This is a genomic window from Adlercreutzia sp. ZJ304 (genome assembly GCF_011039075.1).
Classification (GTDB): domain Bacteria; phylum Actinomycetota; class Coriobacteriia; order Coriobacteriales; family Eggerthellaceae; genus Adlercreutzia_A.
This window is the reverse complement of record NZ_JAAKEG010000018.1, coordinates 13,272-33,805: the sequence shown is the minus strand read 5'-3', so window position 1 is coordinate 33,805 and position 20,534 is coordinate 13,272. Positions and strand designations below refer to the sequence as shown.

Here is a 20,534-nt window from a genome sequence, read left to right as displayed (position 1 = left end):
ATCCAAGCAGTTACGCTATGAACTAGTACTGCACAAATAAGAGCTACTACACTTATTATGCGAAGAGCACGTGCAGATACCTTGCCACTTTCATATTTCAGCTGTGCCCAAAGATATACACAAGACAGTATTAGATATATACCCAATACTATGATGTCCCACATTAGCGGACTTGCAAGATTTGAGTATGCAAATAGCTCCCAAAGGCGCGCAGGTTGTCCCAAATCTACTACTACAAATCCAATAGCAGCGATAGTACATGCGATAGAGGAAAATACTGCGATTTTGCTAATTGCTCCAAAACCTTGTATTCCAAATGCCTTAGGTACAGAAGATATGATTAGACCTCCTGCACTAAGACCTACAAAAAACATGAACATAGTAATGTATAAGCCCCAGCTATCAAGGTTTCTCATGGATGTTTGCACCATGCCACCTGTAAGCTGTATACCCCATAGCACAATTCCTGCTACAGCAAGTATTGCACACACCAAAATTCCTATATTTACACCCTTGTTGTTAAACAATGCACCCTTAGGCTTTGCTTGTTTTTGTTCGCCTGATGTGGGCGATTTGACATTGGCGGCAGTAGCCGCAGAAGTTGTCTCAGTCATTTTTATTCCTTTCGCCCTAGACTAAGTAATACACAGACGGCTTAGTGCCTTCGTGTGGCAATAGCTGTTTGTAAGAGCGGCTCTGTATCATCTTTGCCACATCGGAATTGGGGTCGTCTAAATCTCCCCAGAAACGTGCTCTGCCGGGGCACAATTCCATACATGCCGGCGTTTCGCCTTTAGCTGCACGCTGGTAGCAGAATGTGCATTTCTCAACTACGTGCTTCTGATGCTTAGGTATGTTGGCATCGCCAAATGTCATATCTACAGCATATTTTGGTTCTTCCCAATTGAAGCTACGCACGCCTGTGTATGGGCAAGCGCTTATACACATACGACACCCGATGCACTTGTCGTAATCTTGTCGCACAATACCAGTTTCTTCGTCTCTGTAAGTTGCTCCTACTGGGCACACCTTAACGCAAGCTGGGTTTTCGCAATGCTGACACGAGACGGGCATATATTGCATTGCTAATGTGTCGGGGAATTGTCCCGATGGAGTATCGGGCTCGTCTCCGCCATCGGTAAGAATGCGATTCCACGCTATGCCCTCTGGAACATTATTAGCAGCTTTACAAGCTAGCGCGCATGTATGGCAACCTACGCAACGCTTCAGATCTATAACCATTACATAATGCATTTTACTCACCTATGCCTTTTCAATCTCAACAAGTAAGTCGGAGAACTGCGAATTAGCAATGTAGGGATTTGTCTCGCGGCTTGTCAGATCTTGATAATGTCCTTCAACGTATTGATCGGCTTGCCAACCATGAGGAGTGTTTACAGTACCGGGCCTAATTCCTTCGGTAACGATTGCGCGAACCGTACACGACCCGCGATCGTTGAACAGACGAACCATGTCACCGCTTTTTATGTTTCGCGCTTCTGCATCTTTAGTGTGAATTTTCACTGTTGGTTCGGGGTCGAATTCACGAAGCCATGGAATATGACTGAAATTGGAATGTACGCGATATCGTGTGTGCTCCTGATAGCATGTAAGCGGGTATTTCTTTGCAAGAGGGTTGCTCGGCCATGCTTCTGAAGGCTCAATGAAGAATGGCAAATGCTCCAGTTCTACATCAATTGTTTGACCGTACTGCATAGAGGCAACAGGCTTTTCAAAATAGAACTGAGCTCTTCCGGTGGGGGTTGTGAAATTTCCACCCGCTGCGAAGATAAAGTTTTTACCCGGCAGCCAGCGGACTACTTTTTCCTTCTTCATACGATCGTAGCTTATGCCGAATTTTGCAGCTGTAGGTGTATCTAAAATGTAGCGCAATGCCTCTTCGGAATTTAAGCCGTCGTATACATATGGCATATCAAGACCTTCAGCAAGAAGCTTGAATATTTCATAGTCAGGTTTGCATTCGCCCATAGGTTCTACGGCTTTTTCTTGCAGAACGGCAAATGGCTGTAAGTGGGCAGTGCCGCAAGTAAAGTCTTCCTGCTCGAACCAGTGTGCTGACGGTAAAACTATATCGGCGTATACCGTTGTATCTGTAGGTCTGGTTTCAGCTACTACGATAAGTTCCATCTTGTCGAAAACGTCGTGTAAAATAGATTGACGGTCAGCTACGTAATTCAGCGGATTGCAGTTATGAATGTAGATGCTTTTCATAACAAACGGTTTGCCGTTGTATGTGCCCGTTTTTATAGCTTCAGCCATTTTTAGAGCCAGAACGCCGGCTGTGTAAGAAGCCGATCCTCCGCCTACGGTGTCTTCTTGTTTAGCTTTAATTGGGCTGGTGCATAGTTTTGCATCTAGGGGAACGCTGTTGTAAGAGCATGCTCCGGTGCTGCATCCCTTTTTGCCTATGTTGCCTGCCAAAATAGACATTGTTCCCATTGCATAATAAGAGCCATGACCGTTGTAGTATCTGTCTTGTCCGAAGCCCCAGAACATACTTGCCGGTCCATTTTGGGTGTACAAGTCTACAATTTGCTCCATTACTTCCACCGGAACGTCGCTTAATTCAGAAGCCTTTTCTGGCGTGTATTCGGCGATTCTTTCCAGCAGTAATGCGAATGCTGGGCGAACAGAAAAACCAGCAACCTCGTGTGTGCCTTCTAGGGTAGGATTGGTGGTTTCAGATGATGCTACAGCTTCGCCGGTAGCGGCATCTATAACAATAACTTGGTCGGTTTTGGCACCTTTTTCGCCAAGACCTAAGTCGCTTTGGCGCAGATATGTGCCATCCTCTTTAACTAGGAATGGGGCAACGGAGTGGTTCTTTACGAAGTCCCAGTCTACAAGATCTTTCTCGATGATAATGTTGCACATTCCTAAAGCCAAAGCAGCATCGCTTGCGGGGCGAAGCGGAACATAAAGATCGGCTTTAGATGCAATTGTTGTGAATGCTGGGTCTATTACGATTAGTTTTGCGCCGTTGTCAATAGCGTCAGCAAAGAAATGCCACGCTTGAATTTGTGCTTCGGTTAAGTTTGAACCCCACGCAATTATGGTTTTCGCATTTGCGAAGTCGGTCAATTCGTTAGTTTGACTTACAAGGCTGCTTCCAAACATTGCGCTGCTTGCCGTGTAATAGTTCATGTCGATTGAACCTGAAATGGGAATAGCCTGCATAGCATTTTGCAAGCGCGTGTATGCGCCGTTGTAGTGGCAGCCGCTTAGCAAGCCAAACTGACCAGATTGGGTCCACCATCCAATAGCGCCTGTTCCGTATTCTTTTCGCAGTCTAGTCCATTCGTTGCAAATGGTGCTTATTGCCTCATCCCATGTAATTCGCTCCCAAGCGCCTGCGCCACGTTCAGTTCCTTCTGCACGTTTCATAGGGTACAGAATCCTGTCGGGGAGGTACATTTTTTGAGGATGCGAAAGACCCTTCATGCATGCACGCTTGTAGCGGTCATCTGGCACATCAGAGGCTGAAACGCGCACTACTTTTCCGTTGCGCACGTATATGTCTAGCGGACATCCGCCCATGCAGTTACCTCTGCATACACCCTGATATACCTGTTCGGTAGATTCGGCACCCGCATCACCACTTTCAGCTGCAAAAGCAGTAAGGGTGCTACCCGAAATTGCTGTAGCACCTGCAACTGCTGCTGTGGTTTTTAGGAAATTGCGCCGGGTTAGACTTGTCTTTTCCTTGATCGTATCCGACATCTTCTCTCCTCCATTCTTCTTTTGAAAAATGAATTTTCTAGGAAACCTCGCAGACACCCACATGACGAATTTGTCTATGCGTTTGAATATAGAGAATCTGTGAGACTTCCCCCAATTTGAGAATCGGCCGATCCTTTATTGTCATAGTTTGTCATACGCATAACGTCTAGTCAACAGTTTTAGTAGGACAATATATGACAAATTTATTCTATTTACAGAATAAAGACGCTAGTTTTTCCTGCTAGATATACTCATAATTAATAGAAATTGATAGATGCAGGTGCTAGGTGCGGGCATTGCAGGTTTGGGTACCTATGGTATAGATGCGGATAATGCAAACGGTGGCGCTACTTATGGTCGGCGTTTTTTGGTATACGATTTTCTGCAAGATTTGGGTCGTTAAAACCTTCGCTAAAGGCACTAGGAATTACAAGAGTTCCACCCGAATTTTTAACCGACTCATATGCAAGATGCATGGTGCGCAGATGCATAGCATCGGTGTCGCCGTCGTATGCCGCCGAGGCATCGTGCAGCATTGCAGAAATATCGCGTTCCGCTTCTGCTAGTATCATGCGGGCGTTGCGCTCGCGCATAGCGATGGCTTCGGCTGCCATGGGGTCTTGCAACTCTTTTGGTACTACAATGTCGCGTACCTCTACATCAATAACATCTATTCCCCATTCGGACAGCTTGGTTTCAAGTACCTCTTTCAGCTCGGCATCTAGCTGATCGCGGCGCATTGCTGCTTTGGAAAGCGTTGCGCGTCCGATGGCTTTACGTAGCGTTGTCTGCGTTAGCCACGATACTGCTACCGGATAATCTTCCACTTCAAGTGCTGCTTTTTTGGGCGAAAATACCATCCAGAAAATAACGGCATCTACATTAACGGGCACGAGATCGCTTGTGAGTGTTTCTTCGGCACCAAAGTAAGTAACCATTACTCGCTGATCTATGCGTAGGCTATAAAACTCTACTATAGGTAAGGTGAATACTAAGCCCGGACCAGCTATGCGATTAAATCGCCCAAACCGCATAATAACGGCTTTCTCCCATTCCATTATAAAATGGATTGAACTTGATGCCAGCCATCCGACTATAAGGGTTATGCAGATGGCGGCTATATCGATTCTTCCCTGTATCGTTTGATATATGGCAAGTGTTAATACGCCTGCGAGGACGAATACGAAAACGGAGAAAACTATTGCACCGTTTCTGGATGTGTGATTAAGCCCCGCTTCCGGCTGTACGTGTGGTTGAACCATTCTCTGGCTCTGGGAATGCCACGACGTTCCAGCGGTTTTCTGCTTTCGTCCCTTCACTCTCATTTGTTTCTCCCTTATCTGCGCGTCTTAATTTAGACAAGCTGGTAGAGAATTGCATTCCGATATCATCGAGCGACATTCCTAGTTCCTGACAACGCTGTATATATTCGACAGTTATTATTTCTGCCGTTACTGCAATGCTTACACCCGGTTTATTGCTTACGTCGCATACAAATGCGCCTTGCCGGCGTTTGGATTGTATGTAGCCGTCTTCTTCTAGGCTTTGATACACTTTGCTTACGGTGTTGTAGTTAATTTCTACATCGGCTGCAAGTCCGCGTACTGTTGGCAGTTGATCTCCGGGCATATAGTATCCAGAGGTTATAAGGTATATGAAACGATTTTTCAGTTGAAGCCAGATAGGGATGCTGCTTCGTTCATCCAGTTCAAACAAATCGGCGGCGGGTACAATTTTTTTCAGCTTAATCACGAAACGTCCCTTTCTTCCAAAATCGAAGATGTCTCTTTAGGATAATCTAGCGCTAGTTGTGCATGTGCTCCGGCATCTACAATAGACCAGCGCATGCACAGGGCACCAAAAAGCACCATAGTTGCAACGATAGCGTAGCATTGTTGAGCATTTATATTACGACGGCGCGTCCGGCGCAGGCAGTAAAGTGTAATTTCGGCTATTAGCGGAATTAGCAACCCTACAAAAACGAATCCACCCCACCAAAGTAAAGAAAGCGGTTCGGTGGTTAACAGGCGCACCGATTCTTGCAAACCGGAATGGCTGCTATTTGTTGCTGCTGTCCAGAATATGACTACACAAATAAGTTCTGCAGCTAGAAGAACCACATCGATAATAATTAAGGATTTCAGCAGCTTGCTTTTTTCGTGTATGGTCGCGGTGAAGAATATGGATATGATAAGGATGGCTTCGCCGCACGAAAGAGCAGAAAGCGTAAACAATATTGGAATAAGCGGTGTTGCCCAAAGATTTACAGCTTCTATATCGCATAACAAAAGACCTGTATATATGGCTGTAACGAAGCCAAACGCAATAGTTAGCAACTCTAAAACAATTGTTAGATTTTGCTTTATTTGCGGCAAATAAAGCAACTTTGAGAGGACTAGGGGAAAGGCAACAATTAGCGTAATTGCTATTGCGAATGTGCCCATAGTTATAAATGTAGGAAAAATGTTTGTGAAAAGATTTAAGGCGCGGTCTGCCCGACCCAAATCGGCGAGAAGGCAAAATGCGCCTGTTGCCAGAAAAAGGTATCCGACTACAAAGGCGCTTCGTAGTGCTTTTTGTGTTGAAATTGACATTGGGGTGTTTAGCGCGTTTGGGACTGTTTTAGGGATAATCTTTTTGGAAAGTTGGTGGGCAAATGCAAGGTCTGCCGTTGAGCAAACAATTAAACATCCGGCACCTGCGCCACCTAGAAACAGATATGCGATGGCTAACTCACCGAACATCAGAATCTCCTTATAGAAGTTTATTGTCAGTATGACACAAAAACTCTTGGATGAGTATGACAACGTGTCATATATGGGCGTATCCGAACAGCGTGAAAGATAGGTTTGAATATGCGAAGACGATACGGGCGTTTTTCGTCTATACTGTTCAGATGCATGGAGCACCTCCGAAGGACAGGGCGGCGCCAAGTTCTGAATCTGGTCAGGTCCGGGAGGAAGCAGCCATAAGGGACCGCTGACGAGCGTCCTGTCTTTCGGGGGTGCTTCTTTATGCAGTCAAAGTTATGTAATCATAGTTGCGCCTAAGTCCTACGACCAGTCGGGTGCTAGGAGCTAAATTGGGAATTGTAGATTTCTTTGTTAACTTATTGCGCGATCCGCGTGGGTTTATTGCGGGTTGGATAATTACGCTTGGTCCTGTGTGGGTTTATTCGCCACTGTTCCTTATAGTATTTGTAGAAACAGGTTTGGTATTTTTCCCATTTTTGCCGGGCGATTCGTTGCTGTTTGCGGTGGGCGTTTTTAGCGCACCGGGCGGCGGGCTAAATTTGGCTGCCAGTCTTATTGTGTTTTACGCAGCGGCTATTCTGGGCAACACGTCGAACTATTGGATAGCTCGCTTTTTAGGGCATCGCATAATAGATTCGGGCAAGGTGAAGGCGCTAACGCCCGAGCGCATGGCGAAGCTAGATGGTTTCTTCGCGAAGTATGGTGGGCTTACAATTGTTATTACGCGCTTTATGCCGTTTTTTCGCACGTTTGCGCCATTTATCGCAGGCACGGGGCATATGAATTTTGCGAAGTTCACGCTGTGGAACGCTATTGGTGGTGTGGCGTGGGTAAGCCTGTTTGTGCTTGCGGGCTACTTCTTTGGTGGCGTGCCCTTTGTGCAAGAGCACTTCGAGGTTATAGTTCTTGGCATAGTGGCTGTGTCGGTAGCGCCGGCTGTTATAGGCGCTGTGAAAACCGCCCTAGAGTCTCGCAAAAAGAAGGCTGCCAACAAAGAGTAGATACGCCGTCGTTATTCTATTATTGAATTTTAAGAAGTTTCGCTTATTCAATATTCGGAAGGCTATTTATGACTGAAGCGCTGTATAGAAAATATCGTCCGCAGATATTTGAGGATGTGGTTGGGCAAGAGCATATTGAGCGCACGTTAAAGAATGCGATTGGCTCTGATAAGGTAAGTCACGCATATTTGTTTACAGGACCGCGTGGCACCGGTAAGACCACTACGGCGCGTTTGCTGGCGAAAGCGCTGCTATGCAAAAATGGACCTACGCCCGACCCGGATGGTACTTGCGAAGACTGCAATCTTGTGGCTGCAGGCGAACATCCCGATGTATATGAGCTAGATGCGGCTAGTCGCACAGGTGTTGAAAATGTTCGCGAGGAAATTATTGGACGCGTTAATTATGCGCCCACACGCGGACGCTACAAGGTTTATATTATTGACGAGGTTCACATGCTTTCAACAGCGGCGTTTAATGCGCTGCTGAAGACTTTGGAAGAGCCGCCCGCCCATGTTGTGTTTGTGCTGTGCACAACCGATCCGCAGAAAGTTCCAGAGACTATACATTCGCGCTGTCAACGCTTCGATTTTCGCCGAATAAGCAACGAGGAACTGGTCAGTCGCTTAGGTGCAATTTGCGAAATGGAGGGCATACAGTTTGATGGTGATGCGCTAGATTTAATAGCTCATCGCGCGGATGGCGGAATGCGCGATGCCCTAACTTCTCTTGAACAGCTTATAGCGTTTGGTGATGGAAAAGTTACTAGTGAACTGGCGGAGCGTTTGCTGGGGTCGGTTGATTCTAGTGATTTGGCTGACATTGTGCGCGCAATAGGTACGCGCGATGTGGCGGCTGCTTTTCGGTGGACAAGCGAGTATATGGAAACCGGTGCCGATCTGGCTCAGTTCGCACAAGATTTAGCAGAGCATATGCGCAATATGTATGTGATGCAGTTGGCTGGTGCCGATACTGTTTTGGATGTGTCAGAGGCTGCGCGCAGGGAACTTGAGAGTGAAGCGGCTTGGTTTGGTCCCGAGCGTCTTGCGAACATGCTGGGCGTATTGGGCGATTTAATGACCGACTTAAAAACGTCTACAAATCAGCGGTTGTCGTTTGAAATAGCCCTAACGCGCATGGTTCGCCCCGATTCAGACCTGACGTTGGCAGCTTTGGCTGAGCGAGTGGAAGCATTAGAGGCAGGTTGTGTAGCGACATCTGAAACATTTTCGCCATCGGTTCAGAAAATTGAAGAACCAGTTGTTGCACCTGTTGTGGTTAATCCCGATGAAGTTGTTGAGCAGCGCGCTAGTTCGGTAGTGCAAGTTGTGCCCGATCGGGAAACGCAGCCGGTAGCGTCTGCTGTGAATATAAGCGAGGCTCAGCTTCCGCAATTTTGGGCATCTGCTATGGCACACCTTAAAAAGACAGCTGCCGCTTATGGCGTGTTGCTGATGAATGCACGTCCTAAGCTAGAGGCTGACCATCTTATAGTGCAGTTTCCAGCCGATACAGACTTTGCATTTCAGGCTAGCCAAAAGCCAGAAGTAAAAGATGCTATTGCTGATGCTATATCGAAGGCAGGCGCGCCCGGTATGCCGTTCACTTTGGTGAAATCTGGTGCTTCGGCGCAGGCTTCTGTGCAGGTTCCCGCGCAGGTTTCTACGCAGGCTTCGGCACAGACTCCCGTGCAGGTTCCGGCACAGGTTTCGGCGCAAACTCCCGTGCAGGCTTCGGCACCGGCTGCCGCACAGGTTTTCGCGCAACCTCAGCCAGATTTAATTCCAGAGCCCGATTCGGTGCCGCTTTCTGCATATGAAGATGTTGATGTAGCAGACGCTCCACCATGGGACGAAACAGATATTGCCAACACATCTAGCAATTCATCTGCTTTAGAACCTACAGCCGACCAATTAAACGATGCGCTAGCTGCTGCATTTGGCGAAGGTGTCACCTTCCAACAAGTTAATTGATTAGTTTGATACTATATTTCTTAAAGATTTGGGTTGATTGAAAAATCCTAGCCGCTTATAGCGCCAAGTGAAGGGAATTTATATGGACATGAAAAAGATGATGAAGCAAGCACAAAAAATGCAGCGTGAAGCTGCGCTTGCTCAAGAAGAAATAGCATCTATGGAATTCAGCGCTACTGCTGGTGGTGGCATGGTGCAGGCAACTGTAACCGGCGCTATGGAAGTAAAGTCTATCGTTATTGACCCTGAAGCTATCGACCCTAGCGATGCGGAAATGCTCCAAGATATGATAGTGGCAGCTGTAAATGAAGCGCTGCGCGCAGCCACTGAAGCCAGCAATAATCGCATGAGCGGCATAATGGGCGGCATGAATCTTCCGTTCTAATTACTTGAATAAGCCACAAACAATTGAGAGACACAAATGCAAAGCGCGCCTGCTATACAGAAGTTGCTTGATGAATTAGAGCGCTTGCCGGGCGTAGGACCTAAATCTGCCCAGCGTATGGCATATTTCATCCTGAACTCCGACAAAGGGCAGGCGCTTAGATTGGCGGATGCTATCCGAGATGTGAAAGATACGGTGCACTTTTGTAGTCGCTGTTTTAATTACGCACAAGCCGAATTATGCGAAATCTGCGCAAGCGATAAGCGCAATCGCAGCATCATTTGTGTGGTAAGCGAGCCGCGCGATATCCCGCCTATTGAGCGCACAGGTGCCTTCGATGGCATATATCATGTTTTGGGCGGCGCTTTGTCTCCGATGGATGGTGTCGGACCGGAAGACTTGCGTATAGCTGAACTGATGGCGCGTTTAGGTAGCGAAGATGTATCGGAAGTTGTGCTGGCTACAAATCCTAATATTGAAGGAGAGACTACCGCATCGTATCTAGCTCGCCTAATAAAGCCGCTTGACATTAAAGTAACGCGCCCAGCAAGTGGTCTTCCTGTTGGTGGCGATTTAGAATTTGCCGACGAAGTAACACTTGGTCGCGCAATAGAAGGTAGGCAGATTCTGTGATGCGCTTAGGAGGCGCGCATGGTTAATATTCCAAGTCCGGCAATTGCTATTGTAGGGCGACATAATTCTGGAAAAACCACGCTAATCGAGAAAATGATAGCTGAACTTACCGCGCGTGGTTGCGATGTGGGGTCGGTCAAACATCACTCGCATAGCAAATTCGAGATTGATTATCCCGGAAAAGACTCTTGGCGGCATCGCGAAGCCGGTGCAACTGAAACCGTAATTGCTTCGCCTGAAAAATTGGCGCGTGTGAAAACTTTGCATCATGAAGTTGAATGCGCTGAAATAGTGCGCAGCATGCCGGGGCACGACATAATTATTGTAGAGGGTTACAGAAAAAGCGGTCTTCCTACAATAGAGTTAATGCGTGCCGGCAACGCGGCCGATTCGGCAGTAGCGGAGGCATTTGCTCAAGCTGCGGCGCTTGGGCTTCCGCTTGGTACCGATTTTACACAGTTGGCGAAGTCGGATGCGTTGGACCGACGCGATGCAGATGACGTACATGCAGCCGATTTAGCAGACAAGACGCCTACGGAAAGTACAGTTGCAGTAATAACCGACATTCCCCGCGCGCTTGAAGCGGCGGCGGTATATGGCATACCGGCGTTCGATCTAAGCGACATAAGCGGCATTGCAACATTTTTGCAAGAGCATTTTGTGCGCCCGAAAGTAACTGTGGTTGTGCAGGCGGGTGGCGAAAGTAGACGTATGGGGCGCAGTAAGGCTACAGTGCCGTTTGCGGGCAAACCTCTAATCTGCCGGCTGTTAAGGCGACTGACTCCTATTGCCGATGAACTGATAATAACTACGAACGAGCCTGACAATTTGGCGTTTATAGGCGATATGGATTTACCGATTCGCCCGCGGCTAGTGCGCGATGAATACGATTTTCGCGGTGCGCTGCCGGGTTTGTATACGGCGCTTTCGAATGCAAACAATCCATTTGTGGCGGTAGTGGCGTGCGACATGATTTTTGCAAGCCCGTGTCTTGTGGTGGCAGAATCTATAGAGATGGCGAAAACCGGAGCAGATGTAGTAGTGCCGGTAAACCAGCATGGCTTCGAACCGTTCCATGCAATGTATAGACGCGATGTGTGTGTGCCGGCTATATTGCGCGCCATCAATCGCGGCGAGAAACGCGCGCAAGCGTTTTTTGATGACGATGCTGTTAATGTTTACGAATTCAGCCAGCAGCGCGTGTTGGAAGTTGAGCCGCGCGGCGGTTGTTTCATAAATGCCAATACTCCAGATGAATTAGCCCGTATTGAAGATAGCTACTTAGGGGAATAGGCATGCCTGCGCTATCGGACGTTATGGAGTATGCCGAGCTATTTACAATAGCTCCTTTAGTTATTGACCAAGATCATTGTGTGGCTGTGCGCAATCGCAATGCGCGATGCCGCCAATGCAGAGATATTTGTTTTGCCTCGGCTATAACGATAGAAAACAACGAGATAAGCGTAGACGGCGGGGCTTGCGTAAATTGCGGTGCGTGTTTAGGCGTGTGTCCTACTAGCTGCATATCGGCTACAGAGCCAGCGCGCTCTGAGGTGGTTGAGGCTGCGCTGCAAGCTGCTGTTCGGGCTAAAGGTGTTACATGCATAGCTTGTGCGCGGAAGGCTGCGCGCCACGATGCCGATCCTGAATTATTTGCACAAGTACCATGTTTAGCGCATATAACCGAAGGTCTGCTGGCTGACATTGCAGCGGCTGGGGCGCGCGATATTGCGCTTGTGGATGGCAATTGCGCTACTTGCAAATATGGCGCTGCTGATGCAGCTATAGAATGCACGCTTGATAATGCGCTGAAGTTATTTGAGACTTTGGAAGCGCCGATAATAGTAACGCGCTTGCAGGAATTTCCTCCAGAATTTGCTAACACTTTCAAGCGCGATATACGCGGGGCAGACAGGCGCGGTCTTATGGCGCAGACGGGTCGCTATTTGCGAACTGTGGCAAACAACGTGGCTCAAAAGACGCTTGAAGATAAACTAGGATCGGCTAAATCAAAGCCGCGGACTTTGAAAGATCGCTTAGGCGCGGGCAAGAGCGGTAAAATGCCTACGTTTCCAGCTGATGAAAATATGCACTTAATAGATTGCCTGCTGAAAGTTGGCAACTCGGAAAAAATTGCCAATTTAACTGAAGGTAAGGTGGCTTGGCATGAAGATGCCGCGCTGAATACTCGGCATTTTGGCAGCGTAACTATAGATTCAGAAAAATGTTCGGGATGCGGTTTGTGTGTATTGTTTTGTCCTACAGAGGCGCTTAAATATGGCGAATTTGATAAACCCGATAATCCCGATATGCGATATTTGGAATTTCAAGCCGCCGATTGTACACAATGTTCAATGTGCGTCGATGTATGTTTGCGCGATTGTATAGAAGTAACGCCGAATGTTAGCATGCGCGAAGTGCTAGATTTCGAACCGCGCTTAATAGAAATACCTCGTCCAAAAGATAGGTTACCTCTATTCAATAAAAAATTCCCATAAATCGTTTTGTTCATTTCAATTTATAGGTTTGCTTTGTATATCAAAAAGGGCGCACAAGCGCCCTTTTTGCTTCTGTATATAACCTTTACTACTTTAGAGCAGCTTTTAGGTTCTCCATTTGTTTGGTGCCTAGGCCCTGCAGGCGACGGCTTTCAGGAATGCCAAGTTCTTCCATTAGTTTCTCAGTCTTAACTTTACCGTAGCCCGGTAGTGCGTTGATGAAAGATTTTACTTTCATGCGTCCAATAATAGGATCATCCACCTGCTTCAAGGCATCCGCAGCGCTCATGGTGCCCAAAGAAAGCTTGGTGGTTACTTCAGAACGTTTTGCACGAACGATACGAGCTTTCTCTAGGGCAGCAGCGCGCTGTTCGGGTGTCATATTGGGTGCTGGCATTTTTACTCACAATCTCTTCGGCGATATGTTGCTTGGCAGCATATCGCATCGGATAAACTATTATGACGCTTAGTGTATTTAAGGGTTAAATGTGCGTCTAAAAAACAAGCTCCACCGATATTAATAGAAGTTTGCCTGCTTTGCACGCATATTTTCAGTTTAAGGTAGGATATATATACAATTCTTACGAAATATGCCGGCTATTGGAGGCTTAGCGAAACAATGGAGGACGAATGTCGAATAACAATGCGCTAAATGACATACTTGTTGGAGCTACTGCAGCCTATAATCAGCATCCTCAGGTAGCCACGGCGGCTGTAAAGCGCACGTTGACGCATTCAAGACCGCTTACATCTAGCGATATTGATTCTCTTACGGTATTGGAATTTGCCGCGCAAGACATACTGCTGAAGTATCATGCGGCAATGCGACAGATGGAAACGCGTCTTGAAACGCTAGACCAAGATTTGAAATTGCGACAAAGTCGTAATCCTATTCACCATATTGAATCGCGCATGAAAAGCGTGCCCAGTATTTTTGAAAAGTTGGGGCGCTACGGCAAATCCCAAACGCTCGATTCTATGGAGCGCTACATAATGGACATTGCTGGGCTGCGCGTTATTGTAAGTTATGTGCAAGATGTTTATGACATACTGCACTATCTTGAACATCAGGACGACCTAGAAGTTGTAACAGTAAAAGACTACATTACCAACCCTAAGCCAAACGGTTATCGCAGCTTGCATATGATTGTTAAGATACCGGTGTATTTCCTAAGCGGACGGCAGCATGTGCCGGTAGAAATTCAGATTCGCACCATTGCTATGGACTTTTGGGCTAGTTTAGAGCACGATTTGAAATATAAGGCTGTTCGCGAAACCTCGGGTTTGAATGTAGGCGAAGAGCTAAAGCAGTGTTCAAACATAATTAAAGAAGCAGAGGACAGAATGCAGGTGCTAGCACGAGCATTGGAGCAAAATGCACCAGCTGACAAGCATGAAGTAAATGCGGCGCGTCAAATAGATTTATCCGAACAATTGAGGTAGCCGCTCGCATTGTTTGCGGATATATTTTTGTACAATTTTACAAAGCGTTTACACAGGTATTTGTACCTTTTTAACTGGGAAATTCTTTGTGGTTTTGTGCAATCGTACAAAAGGAAACAGCATTTTTTGTACAATTGCCCAAAAGTATATGTTTTAGCCGATGTTAAATTTCCTAAACCAACGCAGGCATTTACCATCGGCTCCAAAATTGGAATATGTCGGCGAAAGAATAGCGATATGCAGGTATGATTATCGCTTCTTCAGTTTGATTACTGGGGTTCTACGAGAGAAGATTTGAAGGTGAGATATATGAAGATTAAAAAGATAGGCATAGCAGCTGCAGCTTTTGCGCTTGTTGCTGCTGTGGCGCTGCCGGGTTGCAGCTCTCAACCGGCAGGCAGTTCTAGCTCTAGTGCTAGCGATGCTTCTAATGCTGGAAGCACCGAGGTAGCACTTGTGAACGACGGCAAGCTTACTGTGGCTGCTTCGCTTGACTTCCCGCCGTTCGAAAATTTGGAAGGCGAAGAGGCAGTTGGTTTTGAAGTAGACTTGGTGAAAGCACTTGCCGAGCAGATGGGTCTTCAGGCTGAATATCTGCCCTCCACCAAATTCGATACGATTATTCCGCTGATTAGTGCGGGCGGCAAGGCAGACATTGGAGTTTCTGGCTTCACTGTTACCGAAGATCGTAAGAAGGAAATTGATTTCACCGATGTTCTTATCGATTCAAACCAAGGTGTTGTCGTTATGCCAAACTCTGGCTACACCAGCGTTGACGACTTGGCTGGCAAAACCATAGCAACTCAATCTGGTACAACAGGTTACGACTGGGCTGTTGAAAATATTCCGGGTGCAAATGTTGTGCCTTACGACGAAATGACCGCTGTTTTTGCAGCGCTGCAAGGCAGCCAAGCTGATGCTATAGTGTCCGACCTTCCAGTTGTGCAGTATTACGTGAAGAATTCCTACACCGATATGCAGATAATTGAGGAAATTCCTACTGGCGAGCAATACGCTATAGTGGTTAGCAAAGAAAATCCGGCGCTTACCGATAAGCTGAATGAGGCTTTGGCTGAGCTGAAGACCAATGGTGTTTATGATGAAATTTACAACAAGTGGTTTGGGGCTTCCGCTGAGTAGGCAAAATAACATATCGTTTAGGGCAGGCTTCGGTCTGCCCTTTGTATTTTGTGTTGGTGCGTTAATATTTGCGCTGCTTTGCATAAGCGCGATGCCTTTTCAAGCCGAAGCGCTTACCACCGAGCGCTTTACAGCTAAGAGCAATCAAGATGGTGCTGATGGCATAATGGGTGCCACCGATACGCGCATAACATGGCAGGGTCAGGCAGACGAAAATGAATCTATCGCTAGCGTGACTTTAGAGTTACCCGAGGGTTCGGTGCTGCCGGCTGATGGCACTACGGTTACTGTGCTCGACGGTCTTAAGCGATTGAGTGTGTCCAACGCAGTAAGCGAATCTGACAGTGGCATAACTGTAGATTTTGACGAGCCTACACCTGCGGGCACTATGGTTATGTTGGAACTGAACAACGCGCAGTTTCCCGCAGATGGTGGCACTTTCACAGTGTCGGGTAGCTACACTACATCTGATGGCACAACGCAAGCAATTCCCGATGGCGGAAAATCAATTACCGTTACGGGCACTACGCCGCCAGAGCAGCTTGCTTCTTGGCTAGGCGAGCAGGGTTGGGTGCAGGCATGGAATTCCAATAAATTCCTGCATTTGTTCTTCGATCCAACCATCATAGTTACCACTATCCCGGCTGTTTTTTGGGGATGGTTGCTGGCGTTGGCGCTTGTGGCTATTAGTTTTCCGCTTGCTATACCTTTGGGGCTTTGCTGGAGTTTCTTGCGCATGGCAAAAAACCCAGTATTGCGCGCAATTGGATCAACTTATATCAACATAATTCGCGGAACGCCTCTGTTCCTGCAGATTTATATTGCGTTTTTCGGTTTGCCACTTCTCGGCATTCAAATGGATAATTTTGTTCTGGGCGTAATAGTTTTAATAATGAACTCTAGCGCTTATTTGGCTGAGATATTCCGTGCGGGCATTCAGTCAATCAGCAAAGGTCAATTTGAAGCCGCGCGCAGTCTTGGCATGAACGGTGCGCAAACCATGATTTTCGTCATAATTCCGCAGACATTTAGGCGGGTTATTCCCACTATGACAAGCGAATTTATCCTAATGTATAAGGACACGTCGCTGCTGGCTGCAGTAGGCGTTATGGAAATAATGATGTACTCCAAGACCATAACGGCGGCAACCGGCAATGTTACGCCTTACATTGTGGCTGCGTTCTTCTATTTGGTGGTTACAATACCGCTGACTAAAGCCATTAATATCATGGAAGAGCGTCTGGTAAGTGGGCGACCAAAGCAACGCGCGAAGAATAACTTAGCGGAGAAAACCCCTGCGGCTATATCTGGCACAGTAGGGTCTGTGCCCGCCGAGGGAAACGAGGCTGACGTGGCTGTTAATATGCGCATGAGCGAGGGGTTTGCGCATGGAACGCAGGTTGTGGCACCCGGTTCACTAGGGGCAAAGATGAGAGGTGAGGAATAATGTCTGAACCTGTCATTCGCATTCAAAATTTAGAGAAGCGTTTTGGCGATAATGTAGTGCTGCGCGACATAAACCTAACAGTAGAGCGTGGCGAAGTGGTGGTTATACTTGGGCCTTCAGGGTCGGGCAAATCTACTATGCTGCGCTGTATTAACAGGCTAGAAACGCCTACATCGGGGCATATCTGGTTTGAAGACATAGATGTGTGCGACAAGCATACGAATTTGAATGAAGTGCGCTCTCGTCTTGGCATGGTGTTTCAGAGCTTTAACTTGTTTCCGAATCTTACGGCAAAAAAGAACGTTATGTTGGCGCAGCGTAAAGTGTTGAAGCGTTCTGCCGAAGAAGCCGAGAAAATTGCAATTGAGCGCCTGACCGAGGTTGGGCTTGGGGAGAGAGTAGATTATAAGCCTGCCGAGTTATCGGGTGGACAGCAGCAGCGTGTGGCGATTGCGCGTGCTCTTGCCATGAATCCGCACGTTATGCTGTTTGATGAGGCTACCAGTGCGCTTGACCCAGAGTTGGTGCGCGACGTTTTAAGCGTTATGCGCAATCTTGCTGCTGAAGGCATGACTATGATTGTGGTTACACACGAAATGGGTTTTGCGCGTGACGTGGCTGACCGCGTCATATTTATGGATGGCGGTTTAATTGTGGAAGAGGGAACGCCCGAGCAAGTGTTTGACCATCCGCAGCATCAGCGGACCAAAAATTTCTTGGGGCATATTGCTTAGCAATTTCAATTAGCTATTACAATTGCCGAAATAAGCTGGACGAAGTTTTATTAGCTTCGTCCACATTTATTTATGCGTGTTTTAACTGTCTTGAAGCGCAAAAAGTGGCATAATCTTCGCTGGTATTTGTACACGATTGAGAAAGGAATCATTCATGCCGAAAATCGTGAATTCATGGAACGATTGGGATCCGCTGAAGCATGTTATAGTTGGCCGCTGCGATAACGGTATGATCCCGCCAGAAGAGCCTGCTACATCTGAGAAGGTGCCAGTAGATTCTGATATGCGCGGTATGTGGGGTTTGCGTCCGCTGCGCACAGTTGAGAAAGGCAACGAGGCTCTCGATCGCTTGGTGAAGATTCTTGAGGATCGTGGGATTAAGGTAGATCGCCCGACCCCGCTACAGTGGAACCAGAAAATTGCTACGCCCGATTTCACGAACGATTCTATGATGGGCTGCATGCCTCCGCGCGATGTTCTTCTTACTATTGGTAACGAAATTATGGCAGCAGCGCAATCGTTCCGTTGTCGTTACTTCGAATACTTGGCTTACTGGCCGCTGATGGAGAAATATTTCGAGGAAGACCCCGATTTCAAGTGGACTCAAGCACCGCGTCCGCGCTTAACCGATAAGTCTTACAAGCATAACTACTACGACGAGTCTATTACGCTAGAAGAGCGTCTAGTGCGCACCGCCAACAAAGACTTCGTTACTACCGAAGTTGAGCCTATGTGGGATGCCGCCGACTGGATGCGTATGGGCAAAGATATTTTTGTACAGCATGGTTTAACCACCAACCGCGCCGCTATGGATTGGATGCAGCGTTATCATCCAGAGCTGCGTATTCACGCTGTAAACTTCCCGGGCGATCCGTATCCTATTCATATCGACGCAACGTTTGTGCCGCTGCGTCCGGGTCTGATAATTAACAACCCTGTGCGCCCGTTGCCTGCAGAGCAGCGCGCTATTTTTGAGGCTAACGACTGGCAAATAGTAGAGGCTGCAAAACCTGCTCATACTGAGCCGCCTGAACTGTGCTACAGCTCTGTATGGCTGTCTATGAACTGCTTGGTACTTGATCCTAAGACTGTAGTTGTAGAGGCTTCTGAGGTTTACCAGATGGAGCAGATGGATAAATTGGGCATGAACGTTATCCCCTGTGATCTGCGTGATGCTTATCCGTTCGGTGGCGGTTTGCATTGCTGTACTGCCGACGTTTATCGTGAAGGTGGCTGCGAAGACTACTTCCCGAACCGAGTTGCAGACCCCACGCTGGTGCGTCCGGAGATGTGGAGCTAAATCTTCAATCTCTTCAAACTGGGAAACTCTGGGGCAGCGATGCGGCTGCCCCTTTTTTATAGCAGGCTTTTGTCTTGCTGGATTGCGGCTTGTATTTCTTGCAGCTGCGCGCGCACCGCTTCGTGGGCTGTTCCGCCATATGTGTTTCTAGCTGCTACGATAGCTTCCAAATTTAAGGCATCAACAATGTCAGCTTCGAAAAGTTCGCTTTCGGCTTTGAAGTCTTCCAAACTTAAATCTTCCAAATCGCATTTGCGCTGTTCGCACAGTAAAACCAAATGACCTACTGCTTCGTGAGCATGCCTAAATGGCATACCTTTTTTCGCTAGATAATCAGCCACATCAGTGGCAGCTAGGTAGCCTTTTTTGGCTTGTGCAAACATTGCGCCTGCGTTTACTTGCATGGTGGAAATCATACCTGTTGCGCACATGTAGCAATCTTCTAGCGTGTTTGCCGCATCAATAGCGCCTTCTTTGTCTTCCTGTAAGTCTTTGTTGTAGGCTAGAGGCAGCGATTTTAAGGTCATCATAAGGGCCACAAGATCGCCCACCACGCGCCCAGATTTTCCTCGAATTAGTTCGGCGAAGTCGGGGTTCTTTTTCTGTGGCATTATTGACGAGCCTGTGGAATAAGCATCCGACAACGTAATGAACCCAAACTCTGTACTAGACCACAAAACTAGCTCTTCGCAAAGCCTAGACAGATGCAGGCACGATACGCTGCACGCATATATCAAGTCGAGCAGAAAATCGCGATCAGACACGGCATCTAGCGAATTGGGTATAGGGCGCGCAAGGTTGAGCTTGGCGGTGGTTGCGAAGCGATCAAGCGGGTATGTGGTGCCTGCCAGCGCCGCTGCGCCAAGCGGATTAGCGTCGGCTGACGTGCGTGCTGCTTCTAGGCGTTTGAAGTCGCGTGTTAGCATCCATGCATAGGCAAGCATATGATGCGAAAACAGTATTGGTTGGGCGTGCTGCAGATGTGTATATCCGGGAAGAATTACATTGAAGTTTGTTTCGGCTTGGCTGATAAGTGCACTTCGCAATTCAATATTGGCAGCCATTAAGGCAGTAGCGCGTTCTTTAACATAAAGGCGCGTATCGGTTGCTACTTGGTCGTTGCGCGAGCGCCCGGTATGCAGCCGCGCCCCTGCGTCTCCAATGCGGCGAATCAGCTCGCTTTCTATAGACATATGTATGTCTTCGTTGTTTATGTCGAACGCGAAATTTCCCGCTTCTATGTCTGTCTTAATGCTGTCTAAACCTGCGGATATGGCAAGGGCATCTTCGCTAGAGATAATTCCTTGGGCGGCAAGCATGGCTGCATGCGCTTTTGAGCCTGCAATATCTTGTGCGTAAAGTTGTTTATCCACAGGCAGCGATGCGCCAAAATGCTGCGTGGATGCATTTGCGCTGTCTTGAAATCTTCCCGACCAAAGTGCCATATTTTCCTCTTCTATAACGAATTTGCGAGCTAATAAATAAA

General features: G+C 47.5%; 19 protein-coding genes and 1 other RNA gene. 12 read left to right on the top strand and 8 right to left on the bottom strand.

Features of this window, described 5'->3' with window-relative positions; genetic code table 11:
* The 6 genes from nrfD (G7Y46_RS08490) to nrfD (G7Y46_RS08465) form a co-directional block, all read right to left on the bottom strand.
* Positions 1–614, bottom strand: a 614-nt coding sequence (nrfD, locus tag G7Y46_RS08490; RefSeq protein ID WP_165253931.1) for an NrfD/PsrC family molybdoenzyme membrane anchor subunit, incomplete at its 3' end; no start/stop codon positions are given.
* 16 nt (positions 615–630) lie between these two features.
* Positions 631–1,254, bottom strand: coding sequence for a 4Fe-4S dicluster domain-containing protein (locus G7Y46_RS08485; protein WP_165062488.1), 624 nt, complete (start codon positions 1,252–1,254; stop codon positions 631–633).
* Between the two features lie 9 nt (positions 1,255–1,263).
* A complete protein-coding gene (locus G7Y46_RS08480; RefSeq protein WP_165253930.1) occupies positions 1,264–3,741 on the bottom strand; it encodes a molybdopterin-dependent oxidoreductase in 2,478 nt (825 codons plus the stop codon).
* Between the two features lie 347 nt (positions 3,742–4,088).
* Positions 4,089–5,003 carry a slipin family protein gene (locus G7Y46_RS08475; protein WP_241157110.1) on the bottom strand — a complete coding sequence of 305 codons (915 nt, stop codon included), beginning with the start codon at positions 5,001–5,003 and terminating at the stop codon, positions 4,089–4,091.
* On the bottom strand, positions 4,966–5,493 hold the full coding sequence (locus G7Y46_RS08470) for a GntR family transcriptional regulator (protein WP_241156028.1): 528 nt from the start codon (positions 5,491–5,493) through the stop codon (positions 4,966–4,968). Before G7Y46_RS08470 ends, G7Y46_RS08475 begins: the two co-directional genes overlap by 38 nt.
* Positions 5,490–6,485, bottom strand: coding sequence for an NrfD/PsrC family molybdoenzyme membrane anchor subunit (gene nrfD / locus G7Y46_RS08465; RefSeq protein WP_165253928.1), 996 nt, complete (start codon positions 6,483–6,485; stop codon positions 5,490–5,492). Before nrfD (G7Y46_RS08465) ends, G7Y46_RS08470 begins: the two co-directional genes overlap by 4 nt.
* A 166-nt stretch (positions 6,486–6,651) precedes the next feature.
* Here nrfD (G7Y46_RS08465) and ffs point away from each other — a divergent pair.
* The 7 genes from ffs (at position 6,652) to G7Y46_RS08430 (ending at position 12,984) form a co-directional block, all read left to right on the top strand.
* Positions 6,652–6,747, top strand: an RNA gene (ffs, locus tag G7Y46_RS08460) — signal recognition particle sRNA small type.
* A gap of 76 nt (positions 6,748–6,823) precedes the next feature.
* Positions 6,824–7,495: a VTT domain-containing protein gene (locus G7Y46_RS08455; RefSeq protein ID WP_165253927.1), complete on the top strand. Its 672-nt coding sequence runs from the start codon at positions 6,824–6,826 to the stop codon at positions 7,493–7,495.
* Between the two features lie 68 nt (positions 7,496–7,563).
* A complete protein-coding gene (gene dnaX, locus G7Y46_RS08450; RefSeq protein WP_165253926.1) occupies positions 7,564–9,468 on the top strand; it encodes a DNA polymerase III subunit gamma/tau in 1,905 nt (634 codons plus the stop codon).
* Positions 9,469–9,550: 82 nt separating this feature from the next.
* Positions 9,551–9,853 (top strand): YbaB/EbfC family nucleoid-associated protein, encoded by a 303-nt coding sequence (locus G7Y46_RS08445; protein ID WP_165062470.1) that lies wholly within the window; start codon positions 9,551–9,553, stop codon positions 9,851–9,853.
* A 36-nt stretch (positions 9,854–9,889) separates the two neighbouring features.
* The gene (recR, locus tag G7Y46_RS08440; protein ID WP_165253925.1) at positions 9,890–10,486 is read left to right on the top strand and encodes a recombination mediator RecR; all 597 of its coding nucleotides are present in this window, start codon (positions 9,890–9,892) and stop codon (positions 10,484–10,486) included.
* Between the two features lie 18 nt (positions 10,487–10,504).
* On the top strand, positions 10,505–11,779 hold the full coding sequence (mobB, locus tag G7Y46_RS08435) for a molybdopterin-guanine dinucleotide biosynthesis protein B (protein WP_165062472.1): 1,275 nt from the start codon (positions 10,505–10,507) through the stop codon (positions 11,777–11,779).
* Positions 11,780–11,781: 2 nt separating this feature from the next.
* Positions 11,782–12,984: a 4Fe-4S binding protein gene (locus G7Y46_RS08430; protein ID WP_165253924.1), complete on the top strand. Its 1,203-nt coding sequence runs from the start codon at positions 11,782–11,784 to the stop codon at positions 12,982–12,984.
* A gap of 88 nt (positions 12,985–13,072) precedes the next feature.
* Here G7Y46_RS08430 and mihF read toward each other — a convergent pair whose 3' ends face one another.
* The gene (gene mihF / locus G7Y46_RS08425) at positions 13,073–13,381 is read right to left on the bottom strand and encodes an integration host factor, actinobacterial type (protein ID WP_165062474.1); all 309 of its coding nucleotides are present in this window, start codon (positions 13,379–13,381) and stop codon (positions 13,073–13,075) included.
* Positions 13,382–13,614: 233 nt separating this feature from the next.
* On the opposite strand from mihF, the gene G7Y46_RS08420 reads away from it, so the two are divergent.
* The 5 genes from G7Y46_RS08420 to G7Y46_RS08400 all read left to right on the top strand — a co-directional run bounded on the left by G7Y46_RS08420 (position 13,615) and on the right by G7Y46_RS08400 (position 19,048).
* Positions 13,615–14,427, top strand: coding sequence for a (p)ppGpp synthetase (locus tag G7Y46_RS08420; RefSeq protein WP_165062475.1), 813 nt, complete (start codon positions 13,615–13,617; stop codon positions 14,425–14,427).
* 309 nt (positions 14,428–14,736) lie between these two features.
* The gene (locus tag G7Y46_RS08415; protein WP_165253923.1) at positions 14,737–15,567 is read left to right on the top strand and encodes an ABC transporter substrate-binding protein; all 831 of its coding nucleotides are present in this window, start codon (positions 14,737–14,739) and stop codon (positions 15,565–15,567) included.
* A complete protein-coding gene (locus G7Y46_RS08410; RefSeq protein WP_241157109.1) occupies positions 15,524–17,014 on the top strand; it encodes an ABC transporter permease subunit in 1,491 nt (496 codons plus the stop codon). Before G7Y46_RS08415 ends, G7Y46_RS08410 begins: the two co-directional genes overlap by 44 nt.
* Positions 17,014–17,748 carry an amino acid ABC transporter ATP-binding protein gene (locus G7Y46_RS08405; protein ID WP_165062477.1) on the top strand — a complete coding sequence of 245 codons (735 nt, stop codon included), beginning with the start codon at positions 17,014–17,016 and terminating at the stop codon, positions 17,746–17,748. Before G7Y46_RS08410 ends, G7Y46_RS08405 begins: the two co-directional genes overlap by 1 nt.
* Positions 17,749–17,902: 154 nt before the next feature.
* Complete coding sequence (locus tag G7Y46_RS08400) at positions 17,903–19,048, top strand: serine/threonine protein kinase (protein ID WP_165062478.1); 1,146 nt, start codon at positions 17,903–17,905, stop codon at positions 19,046–19,048.
* Positions 19,049–19,104: 56 nt separating this feature from the next.
* Here the strand turns inward: G7Y46_RS08400 and argH are convergent, their stop codons facing one another.
* On the bottom strand, positions 19,105–20,493 hold the full coding sequence (gene argH / locus G7Y46_RS08395; protein ID WP_165253922.1) for an argininosuccinate lyase: 1,389 nt from the start codon (positions 20,491–20,493) through the stop codon (positions 19,105–19,107).
* Positions 20,494–20,534 lie beyond the last annotated feature (41 nt).